The sequence below is a fragment of the Pedobacter sp. Leaf194 genome, assembly GCF_001423945.1.
Taxonomy (GTDB): Bacteria; Bacteroidota; Bacteroidia; order Sphingobacteriales; family Sphingobacteriaceae; genus Pedobacter.
On record NZ_LMPU01000003.1, the window covers coordinates 36,732 to 57,166 of the forward strand.

Sequence of the window (20,435 nt, forward strand, 5' to 3'; positions counted from 1 at the left end):
GCCCTAAAACTTAAAACTTACAACCTGTTGTAAATTCAACTTACTCTCTTTTTAAACCGAATTTTTCAATTTTGCTGTATAAGTGACTTCTTTGAATGTCAATTTCATCAGCAGTTTTTGAAACGTTCCAGTTATTTTTTTCAAGTTTAAATTTAATAAATTCTTTCTCCGCATGGTCTTTGTAATCCTGGAAATTGCTAAAACTATCAAAGGATGAAGCCATCCCCGAAACTCCACCTGAACCCGCAATTTGTGTGCTTGTGGCAGCTCCAATATTGGTACCACCGCCCGGATTTGCAAATGCACGAACATCGTTTTCTGTAATAACTTTATCACTCAAAATAATCAAACGCTCAATCATGTTGTGTAATTCACGAACGTTACCGGTCCATGGTAGCGCTTGCAGCGCCGCCATAGCATTATCATTTATTTTCTTTACCGGCATGCCGTAGTCATTGCAAATACTTTCCAAAAAGTTCTGTGCAATAACCGGGATATCATCTGTACGCTCCGTTAAGTGAGGAACATGAATATTAATTACATTTAGCCGGTGATATAAATCCATACGGAAATTACCATCTTCAATTTCCTTAAGCAAATCTTTATTTGTTGCAGCAAGAACACGAACATTTACGTCTATTTCCTTTTCGCCCCCTACACGAGAGATTTTATGCTCCTGTAGCGCACGCAAAACTTTTGCCTGGGCAGAAAGGCTCATGTCGCCAATTTCATCCAAAAACAAAGTTCCACCGTTAGCAAGTTCGAATTTGCCAATACGTTGTTTAACAGCCGAAGTAAATGATCCTTTTTCATGACCAAACAACTCACTTTCAATCAATTCTGATGGAATTGCAGCACAATTTACTTCAATTAAAGGGCTATCGGCACGATTTGATTTTTCGTGCAACCAGCGTGCAACGAGTTCTTTTCCGCTACCATTTGCGCCGGTTATTAAAACTCGTGCCTCAGTAGGTGCCACACGTTCTATAGTTTCCTTAATCTTTGAAATACTCTCAGATTCGCCTAAAATTTCGCGTGTTTTGCTTGCTTTACGCTTTAATACTTTTGTTTCAGTTACTAAGTTCCCGCGGTCTAAACCATTGCGAACTGTAATTAACAGCCGGTTTAAATCTGGTGGTTTTGAGATAAAGTCGAAAGCCCCTTTTTTACTCGCTTCGATAGCGGTTTCAACGGTTCCGTGGCCAGAAATCATAATAAATGGTAAATCAGGCTTGATAAGCTGTGCTTGCTCCAGCACTTCCATACCATCCATCTTATTCATTTTAATGTCGCAAAGTACAAGGTCGAAATTGCCTTTTTTAATCATTTCGAGGCCATCGATACCATTGTCAATATCTTCAACGTCGTAATTTTCGTATTCCAGGATTTCGCGTAAGGTGCTTCTTATCGCCCGCTCATCATCAATAATTAACAGTTTGGCCATTTGGTAGTTGTTTATTCTAATTGAAATGCGAATATATTATTTTTTAGTTAATGTATAGTTTTTTATACAACCATTTGTGGCTAAAATTAGTATTTCGAGCCAAGCTTTAAGTTTTAATTGAAAAACTGGAGTCTGGATTTCATCGGCTAAGATAGCCCTGCTGTTCATTGTAGCCCCGATAGAAAAAATCGGGGGCTGCCATTTTCATCTGGTTTAGAAACAACGTGTTTTGAAAAGAAAAAAAATGCAGGTCTATAAGCCGGGTTCTGTCGCCTGATTACTCAGGCTTTCTATCATTAATCCACTGTAAACGTTGCCGTTTACCTCTAACGACCTACCCACTAACATCGGACGGGCAGCCCTTATCCTAATAAAATCAGGACGTTAGCCTATTTGGTCTTTCAACTCCCGGGGTTTACAAACACTACAGTCGCCTGCAATGCTCGTGCGCTCTTACCGCACGTTTTCACCCTTTCCCAACTTGCGCCGGGTGGTATATTTTCTGTTGCACTAATCCGTAATACAGGTTTTCATTCCTGCATTCCTTTCCGTTAGAAAGCGGGATGCCCTGCGTTGCCCGGACTTTCCTCTCTCTCAATTTTACTTGAAACAGCGATAGAACAACCTGCATTTTTTGCAAAGATGCTTGTTTTTATGCACAACTACCTCAAAATATAAATTTTTTATCCTATTTGCAGTTTTGCAGCTGCGAAGCAACCTTAGTGTATAATACAAAACCCTGCTTATTCCCAAACGAGTTTGTGATAAAGACCATCACCTGTGCTACATCAATGTCGGCCAGCTCCGGAAAAGCGGGCATTTTCTCTTTATAAGTTTTTCCGTGGATAACCAATGTTTCATTTGCACCGTTTTTAATTATGCAGGCTAACCGATTTTTGTTCGTTTTTAAAAAAACCGAATCAGTTAAAGGAGGCGCAAGCTGGCCTAAACCTTCACCGTTTTGGCCATGGCAATTTTGGCATTTTGCTTTGTAAATGTCTTTGCCGTTCGACATGTAGTTCTGCAAATCAATTGTTTCCTGGTTTTGGCAGGAAACAATTATAGAAATAACGGAAAGAAGAAAAACACAAGATATAATGTATTTGCGCATAATTGTTTAATTAAAGTATCCGTAATTTCAAACGAACTAAATTGTAACCAGTACGTTTTTAAATTAATTTGCTAGCCGCTTTGCTTTCAAGAAAGAAGAAACGTTCTATTTTTTATACTCCGCCAACAAAACCGGAATATCTTTCTTCAACTGCTCAACCTGGTCTTCCTTTGTTCCATCATATGCGCCACGAATTCGCCTGTCTTTATCAACTAAAACCAGGTAGCCTTGGTGGATATAGCCATCTTTCGCCGTGCTGTCTTCACCCACGGCAACTAGGTAGCTTTTTTCTGCCAGAGTATAAACGCTGTCTTTACTGCCATATAAAAATTGCCACTTAGGTCCGTCTACCCCCAGTTTCTGCGCATATTTTTTTAATGCAGAAGGCTTATCATACTTAAAATCAATGGTATGTGATATAAACATTACATCCGGGTTGTTTTTAAATTCCTTATAAATGGTCATTAAATTCCGATGCATAGTGGGGCAAATTGTAGTACAGGAAGTGAAGAAAAAATCTGCCACATAGATTTTGCCGTCGGTAATTTTATTGGTGGTTACTACACTATCCTGATTCAGAAACGACCAGTTGGGAATGGTTTGATATACTGTGTCAACTTTTTCGGTACCATCAGCATCTTTAACCGTTTCTGCATGGCGCTCACCATAAAAAGGAAGTTTTTTATCTTGTTGGCAAGAAGAAAGTATGGCAGCCGATAGCACACAACATGCTACCAAAGAAATAATTTTGTTCATGATATTTTTTTAACTTGGTAAATATACAACCTCTGTTTTGTAGGAGGGAATTAATTGTGGTTTTGTTACGCTGATTAAGTTATTCTGCAGACTTGAAAAGACAAACGCAGATTTTTTATTTCTGCGTTTGTCTGTGCCGCCCGCGAAAAGGAAATTAATGCTTATGACGCTCCGGTTTCTGGAATGGTTTAACGTTGTAAATTTTCAAAAGTGAATCAGATGTTCTGGTTACCTTAATGTAATTGTCTTCAACTCCTCTAATTTTCACCATCTCAGACTTATAATAAGTCAGCGCTTCCTTTTCATCCTTCCCCTTAAAATCGTCTTTAAAAAAGTGCATCCAATCCATCATGTTTTCATCAGCTTTATTCAACCCGGTTATCAAATCAGCTAATTCTGTTGAATCTTTAGCATCTTTTATTTTGCCAGATTTCAATAGGGAATCCAGCGCCATTCTATTTTTAACCACTTTTTCTCCATCAAGCATAAGTTTATCATGTATATTCAGAAGCTCCTTTTTTACGGCGCTTGAATCGGGTTCTGTCTTGCATGCAGAAAAGATAAGAATAATGAGGCAAATGGTTGAGATTATCGATTTTTCCATAATTTTCGTTTTTAAAAATTGTAAGTAACACCAACATAGACCTTTCCGGCGCTCATGGGATGGTCAGTTTCTCCCTCCCAAATGTTTTTTTGGATGCCCGCATTTAACGCCACAATTTTGTAGAAAATGTCTGCACCTAAGCCACCCATTAAATTATTCATCACGTGCTCGCCGGTTTTAACACCCTGGTACTTCTCGCCGCCAGAATACTCATAAAAAAACTGGGCAGAGGGCATCACTTGCACATCTTTACCAATACGTTGTGTATAAAAGACATTTAAAAAACTGGTTGTGCTATTCGCAATTCCCTCTTCTCGACTATTTGTTCCATTTACCTTATATGAAGTATTTAAACTTGCACCGAATTTTCCAAGTCCAACCAGGTAGTTGAGGTAAACGAAACCATCAGTGCTTCCGGTTCCGGCCTGCATAAGAGATGAATACCGGATTCCTGAGTTGTTTTTGAAATCGTTTTTCCCCGTCGGGAGCTTAATTCCCGCACCGGCTATTAATTGTTGTTTGAAATTATCTTCGAGTTTTCGAACAAGATGATAACCCGCATAAACATTTACATCTCCAATTCCCGAAATGGATGAAGTATATCCATTATATCGTTCACTATTTGACACATAGGGAAGGATGGCATTTATTTCCAATCGGCTAGTAATAAAATATTTACCTCTAATTTCCATCGAGCGATAGAGTTCGTAATCGTCCGGGTTGCCGGCATGACTGGTAATTGGCGAGTTCTGGCTTCTTGCCGGAATAAAAAATTTCCCGCCGTTAGGAAATAGCGAATGTGATTGTCCATTGTAGCCATTAAATGACCGGTAGCGATATAGTAGACTAATGCTGTTGCGATTATAATAGGGTGTAATGCCCATAAAGCAGCCACAAATATCGCAAGCAAAAACCTGGCTGCTCATGAAAATGAATACGATTGCAACAAGGTTACGACTCGCTATATAATTTGTTTTTGATAAAATCATTGTCTGTAAGTGTTTTTAAAAAAGCCTTAATTTGTTCTTTTTCTGTTGTGCTAAGCTGGATTCCGCCTTTTAGCTTTACATCCAAATTCGATGCTGGTTTAACGCCGGAGTTATAGTGTTCCATCACTTCATCAAGGCTGTAAAACCTGCCATCGTGCATGTATGGACCGGTAAATTCTATATTTCGTAACGTTGGGACACGAAATTTTCCAAAATCGGTGCTCAATCCTGTAATGTGCGACCGGCCTTCGTCTGCGCTTGCTAAGTCTAAGCCGTTGCTGCGATAAGAGAAGTCAGTAAAAAAAGGTTCTGCATGACACGATGAACATTTTTCTTTAAATAAATTGTAACCCGTTAACTCAGCAGACGTGAAAGTTGCTGCACCTTCTTTTCGCATCACTTTATCATATTTCGAATTCGCAGAAACTAAAACTGCGGTGAACTGTGTAATCGATTTAAGAACCAGTTGCGAATTTATTTCTGTTGAGCCAAATGCCTGTTTAAATAAATCGGGGTAAGGAGCCGTATTTTTTAGGAGAGTAATAATGGTTTCGATATCCGTTCCCATCTCACAGGCATCCGTAATTGCATTGAGTGGTGAAGTTTCGATATTTTTCACACCTCCATCCCAAAAAAAAGCTTTTTGCCAGGCCAAATTAAAAAGCGGCGGTGCATTTCGTTTTCCCTGGCAATTATTTACACCATGACTTACTTTATGATCGAGGTTTGCAAATGCAGCAAATTGTTGATGACAGCTTCCGCAGGAAACACTTTTATCTGCCGCGAGCCTAGCATCGTAAAATAATTTCTTCCCAAGCGCAAAACCTGCGTTGGTGAGTTTGTTATTTTCAAAATTGTAAGCCGGGGCAGAAAAATTTGACGGAACTGAAAATGTTATTTTTTCCGCTGCCGGAACAATTTCGTCTCCATCCTTGCTGCAGGCATACATCAATGCAATGCTCAGAAAAAGCATTGCAAAGACGGTGAATTTCCTGCTCATATTAATTGTGAATATGATCTAAACGAAACAAGCCCTTCGCATAATTATCTGCAACGATAACCGAATTTGCCCCACCCATAGTAAAATTCAGGGTCGCAAAGCTGATATCAGTTTTCCCTGTAAAAAGTGCTGCTGCGTTAACAATAAAGTGCATATCGGGTTTCGAATCAGTTCTTACCCGTAGCGGATTGGCAGGATTAATTTCTGCAGAAAATGTTCTAATCGTATTATTTGGATCGATAACACCACCTATATGAAACGTTAGCGCATTATTTGCCGCTGTAGATTGTGGTGATGTTCCTTCTAATTTGACAAAGATGTATCCACTGTTCCAGGTCCAAAACATACCGTTAATCGGGTCAAGAGCACCGGTTTGTGCACCTGCAAAATTGCGTGCATAATCTACACCAATAGTGTATTCAATTCTGGTATAGTCGCCTGTCGGCACATCGTTAATTGTAATCAGTTTCGATGAACTTTTCGATTCATCAATTAAGAAATAACTTTCGGGCACCAGATAAGCTGTTCCATCCGCTTTGCTTAATTTGATGTTGCTTACATAATATTTAAAAATGTTCAATTTAAAATCTTCGCCTTTTGCATTTTTGTAGGTTGCTGTGTTTAAAGCCAAAGCTGCACCATTAACCTGATGCTCAAATTCTATGGTAAAGCTTGATTTTGTTTGTACTGCAAGTGTATCATCGCTTTTTTTGCATGATGATAAAAGTATGATTGGGCATAAAAATGCCAGTAAGTATTTAGCTATTTTCATTTTTTCGAATAGTGATAAGTAAAAGATAAACCATTGTCATTCAGTATGAAACAATCAAAAAATGGCATTAACCAATTTGAAAATTTCACATTAAAGGCAATTTTTGGTTCGCAACAACAAGATTCTACGCTAAGCTAAGAATGGCAAATTGCCTGAACCTACGACGCAGGAGCGTCGTATAAAAAATAGTTTACTTAGACCGTTTTCGGTGGATGGAAAATGGATACAGAAAGGTCCTTTACCGGTTTCTCGAAGTAACCGCTTTCTGCTTTAAAAATGAAAAATGGAATTTGATGATTGAGTACGATAGTTTGAAATTTTGGGTCAGCTTCTGTAACCCGCTTTAGGTTTTCCTGAACCTGCTTGTTCCGGCCATCTAATTCTTTCAACTTTTTAGCCAGGAAACACTGCCCGTCGCAGTGCAGCTCAGGATGTTCCTTATTTATACAGAACACACTGGTAATGTACTCTTTGTTCATTTTGTAACCAGAATAAACGATAAGCTGCATTGCGCCATTCGAAACGGAGCAAATTACCAAAAGATATATCAGGATTTTTTTGAACATGTATTGCTGCAAAAGTATTAAAGAAATTGGTTGCCGCAAAAGAAAAAATAAATAGAATGATAATGATTGTTTTCCACTTGATTAAGCAGATAAATCGATGTTAAAAAAAAGGCACAGATGGAACTATCCACCTGTGCCTGTAAATTAGCCTTTAGTAAAAATTTAAGCTTGTAAATCAGTCATTACAGCTTTAATTTTTTGGCCTAATTCTTCATTTACTTTAGCAAAATCGGCACGGTTTGCCAACGGTGCATTAACACTGCAGTAAAATTTAATTTTTGGCTCGGTACCACTCGGACGAGCAGAAACGATGCTTCCATCTTCGGTGATAAATTGCAACACATCCGATGTTGGATAATCTAGTTTCGTTACCTTTCCTGTTGATAAATCAGTTTCCTGTCCCAGTTCATAGTCTTTCAAAATAGAAACTTTTGAGCCGCCTAATGTCGCCGGTGGATTCTCACGGAATTTTATCATCATGGCTTTAATTTCTTCGGCTCCAGTTTTACCTTTTTTAGTTAGTGAAACTAAATCTTCTTTATATAAACCGTATTCAACGTACATATCTAATAATGCGTTGTATAAACTTGCGCCTTTATCTTTGTAATACGCGGTCATTTCCGAAATAAATGCTGATGATACTACAGCATCCTTATCGCGAACCAAATCGCCTATTAAGTAGCCATAACTTTCTTCGCCACCACCAATAAAATACTTTTTACCCTGTAACTCCGTCATTAACTGACCGATATACTTAAATCCTGTTAAGGTGTTGTAATAGGTTACATTTTTCTTTTTGGCAATTTCTTCAATCAAATTTGAAGTTACAATTGTTTTCACAATGAATTGATTACCATCTAGTTTACCACTTTCCTGCCATGCAGTTAACAGGTAATTAATTAACAAACTTCCCGTCTGATTTCCATTCAACAACACCCATTCGCCCTCATTATCTTTAACAGCAATACCAACACGGTCGGCATCAGGATCGGTTGCTAAAACCAAATCGGCATCAATTTCTTTAGCTTTATTCATGGCCAAGGTCAAAGCTTCTTTTTCCTCAGGATTTGGGTATACAACCGTTGGAAAATTACCATCCGGTTTACTTTGTTCTTCAACAACCGTTACGTTAGTGAAACCAAATTGCTCAAGCGCTTTTGGAACCAAAGTGATGCCAGTGCCATGAATAGGAGAGTACACAATTTTCAAATCATGTTGTCTCTTAATTGCATCAGGCGAAATCGAAAGCGCCGTAATGCCGTCCAGATAAAGCTTATCAACAGCTTCGCCGATTGTTTCTACATTTGCTTCGACGCGGTCAAATTTCACCTCATCAATACTTTTAATCTTATTAACCTCATCGATAACGAGTTTATCATCAGGAGAGGTAAACTGGCCACCATCAGCACCATAAGCTTTGTAACCATTATATTCTTTAGGATTGTGTGATGCCGTTAACATAACCCCGCTTTTACAACCAAAATGACGCACCGCGAAAGAAAGTTCTGGTGTAGGCCTCAATGCTTCGAAAAAGTAAACATGGATACCGTTTGCAGAAAAAACATCAGCAGTAATTCCTGCGAAATAATCAGAGTTATTTCTACTGTCATGAGCAATGGCAACACTAATTTTTTCTCCGGGATATTTGCTATTGAGGTAGTTCGCAAGGCCCTGGGTTGCTGTGCCTATGGTGTATTTATTTATACGGTTAGAACCCGCACCCATAATACCACGTAAACCGCCCGTACCAAACTCCAGGCTTTTGTAAAAAGCGTCTGTAAGTTCGGTGGTTGAATTGCTATCTACAAGTGCCTGGATTTCTGATTTTGTTTTTTCGTCGTAATTTCCGCTTAACCACTGATTAATCGTGGCTTGGGTTGATTGGTCAATTGATTGCATTGAGGTGTATTTTTAATTTAATATCTGCTGTTGAACAAAATTTACGCAATGAAGTTTGGCGAGATTCGAATTATTTGCATTCTCCCAAATTTTATTTTGTTGAGGATGTTGGTTTTAAGCTGCTTTTGCTTATTTTCACGCCCCGATACAATAATAATGAAAATCCAGTATTAAAGTGAAAGCAGCTTGATTTTTAAATGGCTAAGCCAGCAATAAAATTAAGTGAGCTTAAATATGGACTAAACAATTTACTAATAGATGAAAATATTAAAATTTGGGGGTACTTCAGTAGGTAGTCCCGAGCGCATGACGAAGTTACTGGATATCATAAATCCAGATGAAGAACAAATTGTGGTGTTATCAGCCGTGTCTGGCACTACAAATAGTTTAGTAGAAATTTCTAATTATTTTTTAGCTGGAGATAAGAAGAAGGGTAGCGAGTGCGTTGAAAATTTGTATCAAAAATATAAGGATTTTGTAATTGAACTTTTACCTGCTACTGATTTTCAGGAAATGGGTAATGAAGTTATTGATTATCATTTCAGCTTCTTAGCTGTTTTAACCAATGATATTTTCACTTCAATCGAAGAAAAAGTTGTTTTGGCGCAAGGCGAATTACTATCAACAACATTATATCATATTTACTTAAAATCCATAGGTGTAGAATCCGTTCTATTACCGGCCTTAGATTTTATGAAAACGGATGAAGATAATGAGCCTGATATTCCGTTTACAACGAAGCATTTAACACCATTATTAGAAGCGAATAAAGGAAATAAGTTGTTCATTACCCAAGGTTTTATCTGCCGGAACAGTTTTGGCGAAGTGGATAATCTGCGTCGTGGTGGAAGTGATTATACTGCATCATTATTGGGCGCAGCTATTCTGGCAGAAGAGGTTCAAATATGGACGGATATTGACGGAATGCACAATAACGACCCTCGAATTGTAAAAGGAACCAAACCAATCGCTCAATTATCTTTCGATGAAGCAGCTGAGCTGGCTTATTTTGGAGCCAAAATTTTGCATCCCCAATCGGTATTTCCGGCACAGAAATATAAAATTCCCGTTCGCTTATTAAATACGATGGAGCCTTCTGCAGCAGGAACGTTGATTACGCACGATAGTGAAAAAGGCAAAATTAAATCGATTGCAGCTAAAGATGGCATCACAGCAATTCGGATACAATCTAGCCGAATGCTATTGGCTTATGGCTTTTTACGCCGGGTTTTTGAAGTTTTTGAGCGGTATAAAACACCAATAGATATGATTACAACATCTGAAGTTGCGGTTTCGCTAACGATAGATGAAGTTGGCAACCTTCCTAAAATCATTGAAGAATTAGAAAGCTTCGGCACAGTTGAAGTTGATAAAGACCATAGCATTGTGTGTGTAGTCGGCGATTTTGGTTCGGAAAAACATGGTTTCGCAAGCAGGGTTTTAGAGGGTTTGAAACACATTCCAATTCGGATGATTTCTTATGGAGGTAGTAATTATAACGTTTCTCTTTTGATTTTAAGCGAGTATAAAACTGAAGCACTTAGAAGCCTGCACAATAGATTATTCGAATAGAAAATAAAAGCTGCCGGCAATTACCAGCAAACCAATCAATAAATGAAAAACCAGAACGCTTGTTGGTAATAATTGGTTTTTGTATTTCTTGTAAGAGTTATACAAACCCAAAAGGATTATGGTAACGATAAATACGGCAGCAACAATTTTCATTTGCGAATAAATAAAAGGAACAATACAATAAGCAGCAAAACGATGAAAAACCGCACTTTCCCGTTGTATTGTTTCTGGGTAATTCTTCCGTGCTTTAAGTCGAGGTGATTGCCCCAATAAACCAACCCAAAGAATAAAATTAAAATTATAATAAGGAATTTGAACATGTTTGCCGATAAAGATATATCAAAGTTTAATAATATAGAAACGCCTTTTTACTATTACGATACGGATTTGCTGCAGAAAACATTGAGCACTTGTGCCGGAGCTGCTGCACCTTATCAGTTTCATATTCACTATGCCTTGAAAGCAAATTTTAACTCGGTTTTGCTTCAGGAAATTAAAAAAATTGGTTTTGGAGCCGATTGTGTAAGCGCAGGCGAGGTGAGAAGAGCTGTTGAAGTAGGGTTCGATAACAAAAAAATCGTTTTTGCCGGTGTTGGCAAATCTGACAAAGAGATAAATGAAGGGCTGGATTTGGATATTTTCTGCTTTAATGTCGAATCTATTCAGGAATTAGAAGTATTAAATGAGCTTGCAGCAGCCAAGGGTAAGGTTGCACAGGTGGCCATCCGCATAAACCCTAATGTTGATGCGCACACACACCACAACATCACTACAGGCCTTGACGAGAACAAGTTCGGCATCAATTCATGGGATTTGCCAGAATGTGCAGAAACTTTGAAAGGAGCTAAAAACCTTAAATTCATTGGAATCCATTTCCATATTGGTTCGCAAATCACTAACCTCGATGTTTATAAAAACCTGTGTGTTCGTGTGAACGAATTCTGTGCATGGTTTGAAGATAAAGGCTTTATAGTAGAAGTTTTAAATGTGGGTGGAGGTTTAGGTATCGACTATTATAGTCCTGATAATCAAATACCTGACTTTAATGCTTATTTCAAAATCTTTAGTGATTTTCTCGAAATCAAACCTAGTCAGGAAGTTCATTTTGAATTGGGAAGAGCGTTGGTTGGCCAATCTGCTTCATTAATTAGCAGGGCTTTGTACATCAAAAATGGGAAAAAGAAAAATTTCGTTGTTTTGGATGCAGGCATGACGGAGTTAATGCGCCCTGCTTTATACCAGGCTTACCATAAAATTGAAAATTTGACCCGTGGAAATCAAACTGAAATCAAATATGATATTGTTGGGCCAATTTGTGAAAGTACGGATTGTTTTGGCAAGGAAGTAGAACAGCCGGTATCGTTTAGAGGCGATCTGTTCGCGATAAGAAGCGCCGGAGCTTATGGCGAAGTAATGGCATCAAAATATAATTTGCGAGATGCAATTAGATCCGTTTACAGTAATGAGCTTTAGCTAGAATTTAAGTGTTGCAAGGCTCGAAGTAATCTTTTAACAAGAATGATTAGCTCGAGCCTCGCAATTTTGTTGACTTACTTCCGCTTGGAAGCAACAAAAACGAAAACACCCGCTACCAAAATTATTCCCCCGGCATAAGGCGGCCAGTTTACAGATTTTTCCTTGTCGGCCGATATTTGAATTGGACCAGCATCAACAACTTTTTCTTTTTTGGTATACGTGAAGCCTGTCCAAACAAGCATTGCGATACCAACAATCATTAAAATTATGCCTACAGTTCTGTTCATGATTTCATTTTCTAGTTAAAATCTAAACAGTAACGCACACTTAATGTTTTATTCGTCAAAAAAATCAACCAATCCGCCAATAAAATATTCTTCGATGCCTTCGGTAAAGTCCTTGTAGTCTGCTTCGGGTATATTGGTTTGTTTAAACTCTAATGAAGTCCCTTTCTTATCTTCGTGCAACTTTATAGTAACGATTGAAGGCTCTTCAGTTTCTCCAAAATACCATTGTTGCACAATCTTTTTATTTGGCTCAAACTCGAGATTTTTCCCTACGATGTCACCATCCCAGAAGGAAAATTCTGTGCCAGGTTGCTCCTCAAACTCAACCTCGGCACCAGTCCATAATTTTATGCTAATATCCTTTGTTAGTGCTAAATAAACCTCTTCAGGAGAAGCGGGGATGTAGGTATATTTTTTGTAATCTTTCATTCAATTTCTATCTTTTTATCATGTAATAATGCTTACTTAAAGGCATTTAAGCCCGTAACATCCATGCCGGTAATCAATAAATGTATATCGTGGGTTCCTTCATAGGTAACCACAGATTCAAGGTTCATCATATGGCGCATAATTGAATATTCTCCCGTAATGCCCATGCCACCTAGCATTTGCCGGGCATTTCTGGCAATGTCGAGCGCAACTTCCACACTGTTTCTTTTTGCCATCGAAATCTGCTCTGCCGTGGCTCGTCCTTCGCTTTTCAAGACGCCTAAGCGCCAAACCAAAAGCTGGGCTTTGGTAATTTCAGTAACCATTTCCGCGAGTTTCTTTTGCTGTAACTGAAAGCCACCAATCGGTTTCCCGAATTGTATTCGTTCTTTTGAATAACGCAACGCCGTATCATAACAGTCCATTGCAGCGCCCAAAGCGCCCCATGCTATACCATATCTGGCTTGGTTTAAACACCCTAACGGACCTTTTAAACCACTAATCTCAGGGAAAACATTTTCCTTTGGAATCTCAACATTATCAAAAACCAATTCCCCGGTAGCGGATGCTCTCAAACTCCATTTGTTGTGGGTTTCTGGCGTCGAAAAGCCAGTCATTCCACGTTCAACAACCATTCCACGTATTTTGCCAGATTCATCTTTCCCCCAAACTACTGCAATATCTGCAAAGGGCGCATTGCTAATCCACATTTTCGCACCGTTTAAAATATAGTGTGAGCCTGCGTCTTTAATGTTAGTGACCATCCCCCCTGGATTGGAACCGTGGTCTGGTTCTGTTAAACCGAAGCAACCCATCATTTCACCACTGGCCAGCTTGGGTAAATATTTTTTGCGTTGTTCTTCACTTCCGTAGGCGTAAATAGGGTACATAACCAGCGAACCCTGAACAGATGCCGTAGAGCGAATACCAGAATCGCCACGTTCGATTTCCTGCATTAAGATGCCATAGGCGATGTAATCTAATCCTGCACCTCCATATTCAACTGGAATTGTTGGACCAAAAGCGCCGATATCCGCCAATCCTTTTATTAAATGCTTCGGAAATTCTGCCTTTTGAGCGTAATCTTCAATAACCGGACTTACTTCTTTTTTCACCCATTCTCTTGCCGTTGCACGAATTAATTTGTGCTCATCGGTTAACAATTCATCCAGTAAATAATAGTCTGGTGCCTCGTATAAGTCTTTCTTTGTTGATTTGCTCATTTAATTTCGTGTTATCTGGTTAAGAAAAAGAGTTCATTTCAAAGGTAACAATTTACCGCAAGGGGCATTAAATTCATGAATAAAAATTTAATTTTGCAGCATTACAAAATATAGATGAGTCAATTCAAACAAACTGTAGCTTTAAAAGATGTAAAATGTTTTGCACTACATGGCTATTATCCAGAAGAGCAATTGATAGGAAATCACTTTGTTGTCGATTTAGAAACGGAGTTTACGCCACAGGCTTTTGACGATCAACTTGCAAAAACTGTGAATTATGAACATTTAAACACAATTGTACAGGACGAGATGAAAAACACACAAAAACTGCTGGAAACAGTTTTGAATAATATAATTTCGAAAGTTATTGCACTTTACCCTTTTGTAGATCATGTTACCGTAAGCCTGAAAAAGCTTAACCCGCCAATGCCAGGGCAAGTTGGGCATTCTTTTGTGAAACTATCTTATACTTCAGCCAAATAAAAAATGAACTTTACCAAAATTACTCCAGATATTTTAGCAGAAATTAAGTTAGCCATAGGCGAAGAAAATGTGTTTACGGATGCAGAAAGCTTAGATAGTTATAGTCACGACGAAACGGAAGACTTACGTTATCAGCCAGAAATTGTGGTAAAACCAGTATCGCCGGAAGACATTTCCGCAATACTAAAAATTTGTAATGCGCATCACGTTCCTGTTACGCCACGAGGTGGTGGTACAGGCTTAAGCGGCGCCGCATTACCGATATATGGTGGCGTTTCGCTTTCTATGGAGCGTTTCAAAGCAATCATAGATATCGACACCGAAAACCTGCAGGCCACGGTTGAACCTGGGGTAATTACTGAAGAGTTTATCAATGCCGTTGGCGAAAAAGGCTTGCTTTATCCGGTTGATCCAAGCAGCAAAGGCTCTTGTTTTATCGGCGGCAATGTCGCCCATGGTTCTGGCGGACCGAGAGTCGTGAAGTACGGAACGATTCGTGAGTATATTTTGAATCTCGAGGTTGTTCTGCCAAATGGCGAAATCATTTGGACTGGTGCAAACACATTGAAATATGCTTCCGGATATAATTTGACCCAATTGATGATTGGCTCTGAAGGCACTTTAGGCGTTGTAACTAAAATTGTAACTAAACTATTGCCGAAACCAAGTCAGTCGGTTTTGATGATGGGTTCTTTTAATACAAATGAGGATGCCTGCGCAGCGGTTTCAGCAATTTTTAGAGCAGGAGTAACACCATCTGCGCTGGAATTTATGGAGCGGAAAGGGGTAGAGTGGGTAATACAATTCGATGATATAAAATTTGATTTGAAAGATGATGTAGCCGCCCTGCTCATGATTGAATTTGATGGTGATGATTTAGATGATATTTTTAAAAACTGTGAAAAAACCAATCTCGTTTTAGAAGAACATAAATGTACTGAAGTTTTGTTTGCAGATACTGCAGCGCAGAAAGAAGAGCTCTGGAGAATGAGAAGAACGATGGCTGAATCTGTTAAATCAAACTCTGTTTACAAAGAGGAAGATACAGTTGTGCCGCGTGCTGCTTTGCCAAAACTAATAAATGGAATAAAACAAATTGGTGGCAAGTATGGGTTTGAAAGTGTTTGTTATGGACACGCAGGCGATGGAAATCTTCATGTAAATATTATTAAGGCTGGAATGAGTGATGGAGATTGGAAAGACAAACTCAAATTTGGGATTGCCGAGATTTTCGAACTGACTACAGCGTTAGGCGGCACTTTATCCGGGGAGCATGGAATTGGGTTAGTACAAAAGGAATTTATGCCAATTAAATACTCTGAAATTCATTTGAACCTGATGCGGGGTATAAAAAATGTTTTCGACCCAAATGGTATACTCAATCCCGGCAAGATAATGCCAGACGCTGTAAACATTTAAAAATAGCAATCACTTTATAGAAATGTCGGTTTCTTAATAACCGGCTTAAAATTTAATAACGGTTTACTGCGCCAGTTGTTCAAAACCAAGCATCTTCTGCTTTTCCGCTTCCGGGACAGCCGTTGGCCGGTTTGTTGCGTAATCCACCGCAATGCAGACGGTTTTTCCTTTGCTGCAAATCACTTCTTCTGCACCTTTTATTTTGACAATCTGGTACTCCAAATCGAAACTTGTATTGCCAATTCTCGAGGTTTTTACATGCACTGCGATTTTATCATTCATAACAATAGGTAAAATATAATCCAGTTCAGCGTGGGCAATTACAATCCCGGTCTTTTTCCAGTCCCATTTTACAATCTCCTCCCAATATTTGGATCTGGCAATCTCCAGGTATGTAAAGTAAACGGAGTTGTTAACGTGGCCCATCATATCAAAATCCATAAAACGGGTATGAATATTGGTTTTATAGTTGAATTGCGCTGAAAATTCTCGAACATCTGCCAGTTTGTCTTTAGTTTTGGTAATATTTTGCCATAATGTCTTAAATATCATAATAATTCGGTTTGGTATATAAGTTGAATAAGGATTAATATCAATTAAAAAAAATAAAAAATTAGAGATATGACACTTGTAAATTTTAACAACAGAACCCGTAACACAGCCCCTTATTTTAACAATGTTTTCGATTCATTGTTTAGCGATGCAGTAACTAAAAACAAAATGGTTGATAAATCGCCAAACGTAAACATTTATGAAAATGAAACTTCATTTGTTATCGAGTTAGCTGCCCCAGGGTTGAAAAAAGAAGATTTTCAAATCAACTTGAAAAAAGACACGCTCTCTGTTTGGGCAGAAGTTAAGAAAGATGAAGCACAGGTTGCTAAAGATTTTACACGTAAAGAATTTGACTACAGCTCTTTTGCCCGCTCATTTAACTTACCTGAAACAGCTGATGGCGATAAAATTACTGCTGAATATAAAGACGGCATATTGAGCATTAACATCAATAAAAAAGACGATGCGAAATTACAACACAAAGAAATTGTTGTATCGTAATAAAAGTATTCTCGAAAGAGGGTTTTTCATAATAGTTTAAGTTTAGGTTTTATAAGGTTAACGCTGGATAGCGTTAACCTTATTTTGTTTTAGGCTGTATGGGGTTTGCAACCGCTCACGTTAAATCGTAACTAAACAAATAACCAATGATGCGATTGAACTAATGATTTTTACTATTTTTGCGCCATGGAGAGAGAAATTTTGGATACAAAACGTAAAGCCCTTAAGATAAATCTTGACCCAAGAATTTACGGCACTTTCGCTGAAATTGGAGCGGGGCAGGAGGTGTCAAGAAACTTTTTCAACGCCGGTGCAGCATCCGGAACGGTCGCTAAAACGATGTCGGCTTACGATATGACTTTTAGTGATGCGATTTACGGAGCAGAATCAAATGGGCGTTATGTATCTCAAAACAGGCTTTTGCAAATGCTCGACCATGAGTTCGGTCTTTTAAATGAGCGTTTGTCTGGCGAGAAATACGAAAGCAGAACTTTCTTCGCATTTGCCGATACCGTAACTACTCTGAATTATAAACGTACCAACGAGCCACACGGCTGGGTTGGAATTCGTTTCCAGAACGAGCCGGGAGGTTTACCAAACGAAATATTTTTTCACGTTCGCTTGCTTGATACAGATGTGAACATGCAGCAGCGTGTATTGGGCATTATAGGTGTGAATTTGCTATACGCGGCGTTTTACCATTATCGCGATCCGAAATTGATGGTCGAATCTTTAGCAGATAACTTAACGATCGGTTCGGTAGAAATAGACCTGATTTCAGTTAAAGGCCCCGCATTTCCCGACGTTGATAATATTCTTCTTAATCTTTATATGATTATGAAGGATTTTTCTGCTGCTGCAATTTTTGATTCAGATGCGCATCCCAGACAGGCAAAAGACTTATTGTATAAAAAGGACATAATGATTTTAAGGACGAAATACGGACAAAAATCGTTACCAAACTTTAATTTATTTAATAAAGCGACCGACCAGTTTAAACGTACAAACAAAGTTGAAGATGGAAATCTGGCGGTGATGATTGAGGTTTTATTAACAAATGTTTTAACCGACGACCAGGAAACACCCGATGATATTGACTTGGAAGCGGTTGCGAAACGTGCGCAGGAAATGTGTGATACGGGAAATATTGTAATCGTTTCGAATTTTACCCGCCACAACCGTTTGGCAAAATACTTAGCACGTTGTAAACCAAAAAGTGTTGGCTTGGCTACGAATATCAACAATTTGAAGTTCGTATTTAATTCAACAAACTTTAAGGGTGAGAATTATTCGGGTCAGTTGCTGAGTTACGTTAACGACATGTTTAACACAAATGTGCGCCTGTTTGCTTATCCTTTTTTAGATAAAAAAACCAACGAAGTGATTACCACCGGTAATATGCCGGTTACTCCAGAGGCAAAACCACTGTTCGACTTCCTTCTAGTAAATGGCTACATTACTGATATTGAAGATTATGCAGACGATGAAGTGAAGACAGTTTAGCGTTTGGTAATTGCGAGAGCTTAAAAATACGTCCTTCTTTCAGCGTAAAGTGCTTTTTTCTGCTACTATACAGAAATTAACTGTATATTCAAATTAAAGACTGTTGAGCGTAGAAATACTTTTGCTTACATCTAAGGCATGGTTTACACCACACTTGAGGGCAAAATTATTGCGTTGATGGCCGACCGGAAAATCAAACGCTACCGGATAATCGTACTCTTTTACTTTTTCCAAAACTATCTCATAAATGGTTTTACCAAACTCCCCGCCAACATCATCTGGTTTAACTTTGAAACCCCCAACTATTAAACCCCGTATAGCTTTCAGTTTACCACTGCGCTTCAAATTCCAAAGCATCCTGTCTATGCTGTAAAGGTATTCGCCAGTGTCCTCAATAAAAAGGATTCTATTTTTGGTGTCTAGGTCAGACTCACTTCCAGCAAGTGTTTCTATAATGCTTAGATTACCGCCAACAAGTATTCCAACGGCTTTTCCCGGTTTGTTATTAACATTAGCAGGAGCATTGTAGCGCATTGCCTCGCCAGTTAATGCATTTTTTATTGATAAGATGGTTTCGATTTGAATGGGTTCAGCCTTTGCCCAATCATCCGGAAAACTGTTACACATTTTAGAATGAATTGAAGCAATGCCGTATTTTTTTGCAAGGTGGCAATGCAAAACGGTGACGTCGCTAAAGCCAATAATCCACTTTGGATTTCGTTTGAACATCGAGAAGTCGATTTTATCAATTATCCGCACGAAACCATAACCACCCCTGGCGCACATTATGGCACCAACCGCTGGGTCATCAATCATCTGCTGGAAATCGGCCAGCCTTTCTTCATCAGTTCCACCATAAGTAAAATCACGTTTGCCAATACTGCCGCCAATTTTAACTTGAAAACCCCAACTTTGCATTTGCAACACGGCTGGCTGGATTTGTTCCAGGGTAATGTAACCTGCAGGACTGGTTATTCCGATTGTGTCGCCAGGCTTTAAATAAGGAGGAATTTTAAATGCCGGTAACTCATTGTCGTTTTTCGAAAACGCTTTAAATGCAGGTAGGAGTGTTGCTGAAGCAATTATTGAAGAAAGGAAATATTTTCTGTTCATCTAACTTAAAGATGTGTGTTTTGAACGGCTAATATAAGCTTTAAAAATATTGTGTAAAAGAAAAGGGATTTATATCCATAAATCCCTTTTTTAAACCAAACAAATTAATCTGTAAAAGATTAGTATAATGTGAATTGTATAAATAACCTACAAGTTGAAAAAATGTTTTAAGATTTTTTATTTTTTTATTTCTTGCAACTTGATTGCTTTTTAAAAGGACGATGATAACACAGAAATGTTGGTCAAACACAATTACTTTCCCCGCGAACCAGGTTTGAGTCAAGCATGAAAGTCGATTAAAATAAAAGGTTATCCATCGCGGATAACCTTTGCTAACAACAAAACAAATATAAGATAACCAAATCTTGCCTGATTGAGCAGAATCAGGATTAAGTGCTAACAAATCACTTAGCGGCCTAGTAATGGATTCGAACCATTATATAAAGTCAAAGGAGACTTCAACCTCCCAATCGGTCAACTGGCCTTGCTTTCAAACAGGTTTCAGGTTTAAAAATGCGCTCAAATCATCTAGCTCTGCTTTCATTATTAAAGTTTCGACTTCGGCTTGTTCAGCATCAATTTTCCTTTTATCAAACTTATTATCGATGTTTGGATAATCACTTATGGTAAAATATTGAACCTCGACCGACATGTTAATTGTTTTTGAGCAAAATCTATTATTATAAATTGATAACTGAACAAATATATTTATTAATATATAAAGTCTATAGGA

Annotated in this window: 21 protein-coding genes and 1 other RNA gene; 6 read left to right on the top strand and 16 right to left on the bottom strand. The window is 38.4% G+C overall.

Annotation, left to right across the window (positions count from 1 at the left end; genetic code table 11):
• Window positions 1–40 precede the first annotated feature (40 nt).
• The 10 genes from ASG14_RS07075 to ASG14_RS07115 all read right to left on the bottom strand — a co-directional run bounded on the left by ASG14_RS07075 (window position 41) and on the right by ASG14_RS07115 (window position 9,141).
• The gene (locus ASG14_RS07075; protein ID WP_056870377.1) at window positions 41–1,444 is read right to left on the bottom strand and encodes a sigma-54 dependent transcriptional regulator; all 1,404 of its coding nucleotides are present in this window, start codon (window positions 1,442–1,444) and stop codon (window positions 41–43) included.
• 239 nt (window positions 1,445–1,683) lie between these two features.
• An RNA gene (rnpB, locus tag ASG14_RS07185) (RNase P RNA component class A) lies at window positions 1,684–2,076 on the bottom strand.
• 56 nt (window positions 2,077–2,132) lie between these two features.
• Window positions 2,133–2,555: a cytochrome c gene (locus ASG14_RS07080; RefSeq protein ID WP_056870378.1), complete on the bottom strand. Its 423-nt coding sequence runs from the start codon at window positions 2,553–2,555 to the stop codon at window positions 2,133–2,135.
• Window positions 2,556–2,660: 105 nt separating this feature from the next.
• Window positions 2,661–3,311 (bottom strand): SCO family protein, encoded by a 651-nt coding sequence (locus ASG14_RS07085; protein WP_056870379.1) that lies wholly within the window; start codon window positions 3,309–3,311, stop codon window positions 2,661–2,663.
• Window positions 3,312–3,465: 154 nt separating this feature from the next.
• Window positions 3,466–3,915, bottom strand: a complete 450-nt coding sequence (locus tag ASG14_RS07090; RefSeq protein WP_056870380.1) for a hypothetical protein — start codon at window positions 3,913–3,915, stop codon at window positions 3,466–3,468.
• Between the two features lie 11 nt (window positions 3,916–3,926).
• Window positions 3,927–4,904 (bottom strand): transporter, encoded by a 978-nt coding sequence (locus ASG14_RS07095; protein WP_056870381.1) that lies wholly within the window; start codon window positions 4,902–4,904, stop codon window positions 3,927–3,929.
• Window positions 4,867–5,904 carry a cytochrome-c peroxidase gene (locus ASG14_RS07100; RefSeq protein WP_235528535.1) on the bottom strand — a complete coding sequence of 346 codons (1,038 nt, stop codon included), beginning with the start codon at window positions 5,902–5,904 and terminating at the stop codon, window positions 4,867–4,869. The genes ASG14_RS07095 and ASG14_RS07100 overlap by 38 nt, the downstream gene beginning before the upstream one ends.
• A gap of 1 nt (window position 5,905) precedes the next feature.
• Window positions 5,906–6,676: an MbnP family protein gene (locus tag ASG14_RS07105; protein WP_056870382.1), complete on the bottom strand. Its 771-nt coding sequence runs from the start codon at window positions 6,674–6,676 to the stop codon at window positions 5,906–5,908.
• Window positions 6,677–6,870: 194 nt separating this feature from the next.
• A complete protein-coding gene (locus ASG14_RS07110) occupies window positions 6,871–7,242 on the bottom strand; it encodes a hypothetical protein (protein WP_056870383.1) in 372 nt (123 codons plus the stop codon).
• Between the two features lie 162 nt (window positions 7,243–7,404).
• Window positions 7,405–9,141 (bottom strand): phospho-sugar mutase, encoded by a 1,737-nt coding sequence (locus ASG14_RS07115; RefSeq protein ID WP_056870384.1) that lies wholly within the window; start codon window positions 9,139–9,141, stop codon window positions 7,405–7,407.
• Window positions 9,142–9,399: 258 nt separating this feature from the next.
• Between ASG14_RS07115 and ASG14_RS07125 the strand changes: the two genes are divergently transcribed.
• A complete protein-coding gene (locus ASG14_RS07125) occupies window positions 9,400–10,713 on the top strand; it encodes an aspartate kinase (RefSeq protein WP_056870386.1) in 1,314 nt (437 codons plus the stop codon).
• A gap of 318 nt (window positions 10,714–11,031) precedes the next feature.
• Window positions 11,032–12,186, top strand: coding sequence for a diaminopimelate decarboxylase (lysA, locus tag ASG14_RS07130; RefSeq protein ID WP_056870387.1), 1,155 nt, complete (start codon window positions 11,032–11,034; stop codon window positions 12,184–12,186).
• A gap of 77 nt (window positions 12,187–12,263) precedes the next feature.
• Here lysA and ASG14_RS07135 read toward each other — a convergent pair whose 3' ends face one another.
• Genes ASG14_RS07135 through ASG14_RS07145 form a run of 3 tightly spaced genes read right to left on the bottom strand, consistent with a single transcriptional unit; the run spans window position 12,264 to window position 14,128 of the window.
• Window positions 12,264–12,476 (bottom strand): hypothetical protein, encoded by a 213-nt coding sequence (locus tag ASG14_RS07135; RefSeq protein ID WP_056870388.1) that lies wholly within the window; start codon window positions 12,474–12,476, stop codon window positions 12,264–12,266.
• 48 nt (window positions 12,477–12,524) lie between these two features.
• Window positions 12,525–12,905: an SRPBCC domain-containing protein gene (locus ASG14_RS07140; RefSeq protein WP_056870389.1), complete on the bottom strand. Its 381-nt coding sequence runs from the start codon at window positions 12,903–12,905 to the stop codon at window positions 12,525–12,527.
• A 32-nt stretch (window positions 12,906–12,937) separates the two neighbouring features.
• Entirely contained in the window at window positions 12,938–14,128 is a 1,191-nt protein-coding gene (locus ASG14_RS07145) for an acyl-CoA dehydrogenase family protein (protein ID WP_056870390.1), read from the bottom strand.
• A 114-nt stretch (window positions 14,129–14,242) separates the two neighbouring features.
• Here ASG14_RS07145 and folB point away from each other — a divergent pair, with 114 nt between their 5' ends.
• Together folB and ASG14_RS07155 are read left to right on the top strand one after the other, a co-directional pair.
• On the top strand, window positions 14,243–14,611 hold the full coding sequence (folB, locus tag ASG14_RS07150; protein ID WP_056870391.1) for a dihydroneopterin aldolase: 369 nt from the start codon (window positions 14,243–14,245) through the stop codon (window positions 14,609–14,611).
• A 3-nt stretch (window positions 14,612–14,614) separates the two neighbouring features.
• Complete coding sequence (locus ASG14_RS07155) at window positions 14,615–16,030, top strand: FAD-binding oxidoreductase (protein WP_056870392.1); 1,416 nt, start codon at window positions 14,615–14,617, stop codon at window positions 16,028–16,030.
• A gap of 63 nt (window positions 16,031–16,093) precedes the next feature.
• Here the strand turns inward: ASG14_RS07155 and ASG14_RS07160 are convergent, their stop codons facing one another.
• Window positions 16,094–16,582 carry a thioesterase family protein gene (locus ASG14_RS07160; protein ID WP_056870393.1) on the bottom strand — a complete coding sequence of 163 codons (489 nt, stop codon included), beginning with the start codon at window positions 16,580–16,582 and terminating at the stop codon, window positions 16,094–16,096.
• A gap of 69 nt (window positions 16,583–16,651) precedes the next feature.
• Between ASG14_RS07160 and ASG14_RS07165 the strand changes: the two genes are divergently transcribed.
• Both ASG14_RS07165 and ASG14_RS07170 read left to right on the top strand, forming a co-directional pair.
• Window positions 16,652–17,086, top strand: coding sequence for an Hsp20/alpha crystallin family protein (locus tag ASG14_RS07165; RefSeq protein WP_056870394.1), 435 nt, complete (start codon window positions 16,652–16,654; stop codon window positions 17,084–17,086).
• A 186-nt stretch (window positions 17,087–17,272) separates the two neighbouring features.
• Entirely contained in the window at window positions 17,273–18,589 is a 1,317-nt protein-coding gene (locus ASG14_RS07170) for a hypothetical protein (protein ID WP_056870395.1), read from the top strand.
• 93 nt (window positions 18,590–18,682) lie between these two features.
• Here ASG14_RS07170 and ASG14_RS07175 read toward each other — a convergent pair whose 3' ends face one another.
• Both ASG14_RS07175 and ASG14_RS20220 read right to left on the bottom strand, forming a co-directional pair.
• Window positions 18,683–19,702, bottom strand: a complete 1,020-nt coding sequence (locus tag ASG14_RS07175; protein ID WP_056870396.1) for an LD-carboxypeptidase — start codon at window positions 19,700–19,702, stop codon at window positions 18,683–18,685.
• A 490-nt stretch (window positions 19,703–20,192) separates the two neighbouring features.
• The coding region (locus tag ASG14_RS20220) for a hypothetical protein (protein ID WP_235528536.1) at window positions 20,193–20,435 on the bottom strand (243 nt) is incomplete at its 5' end.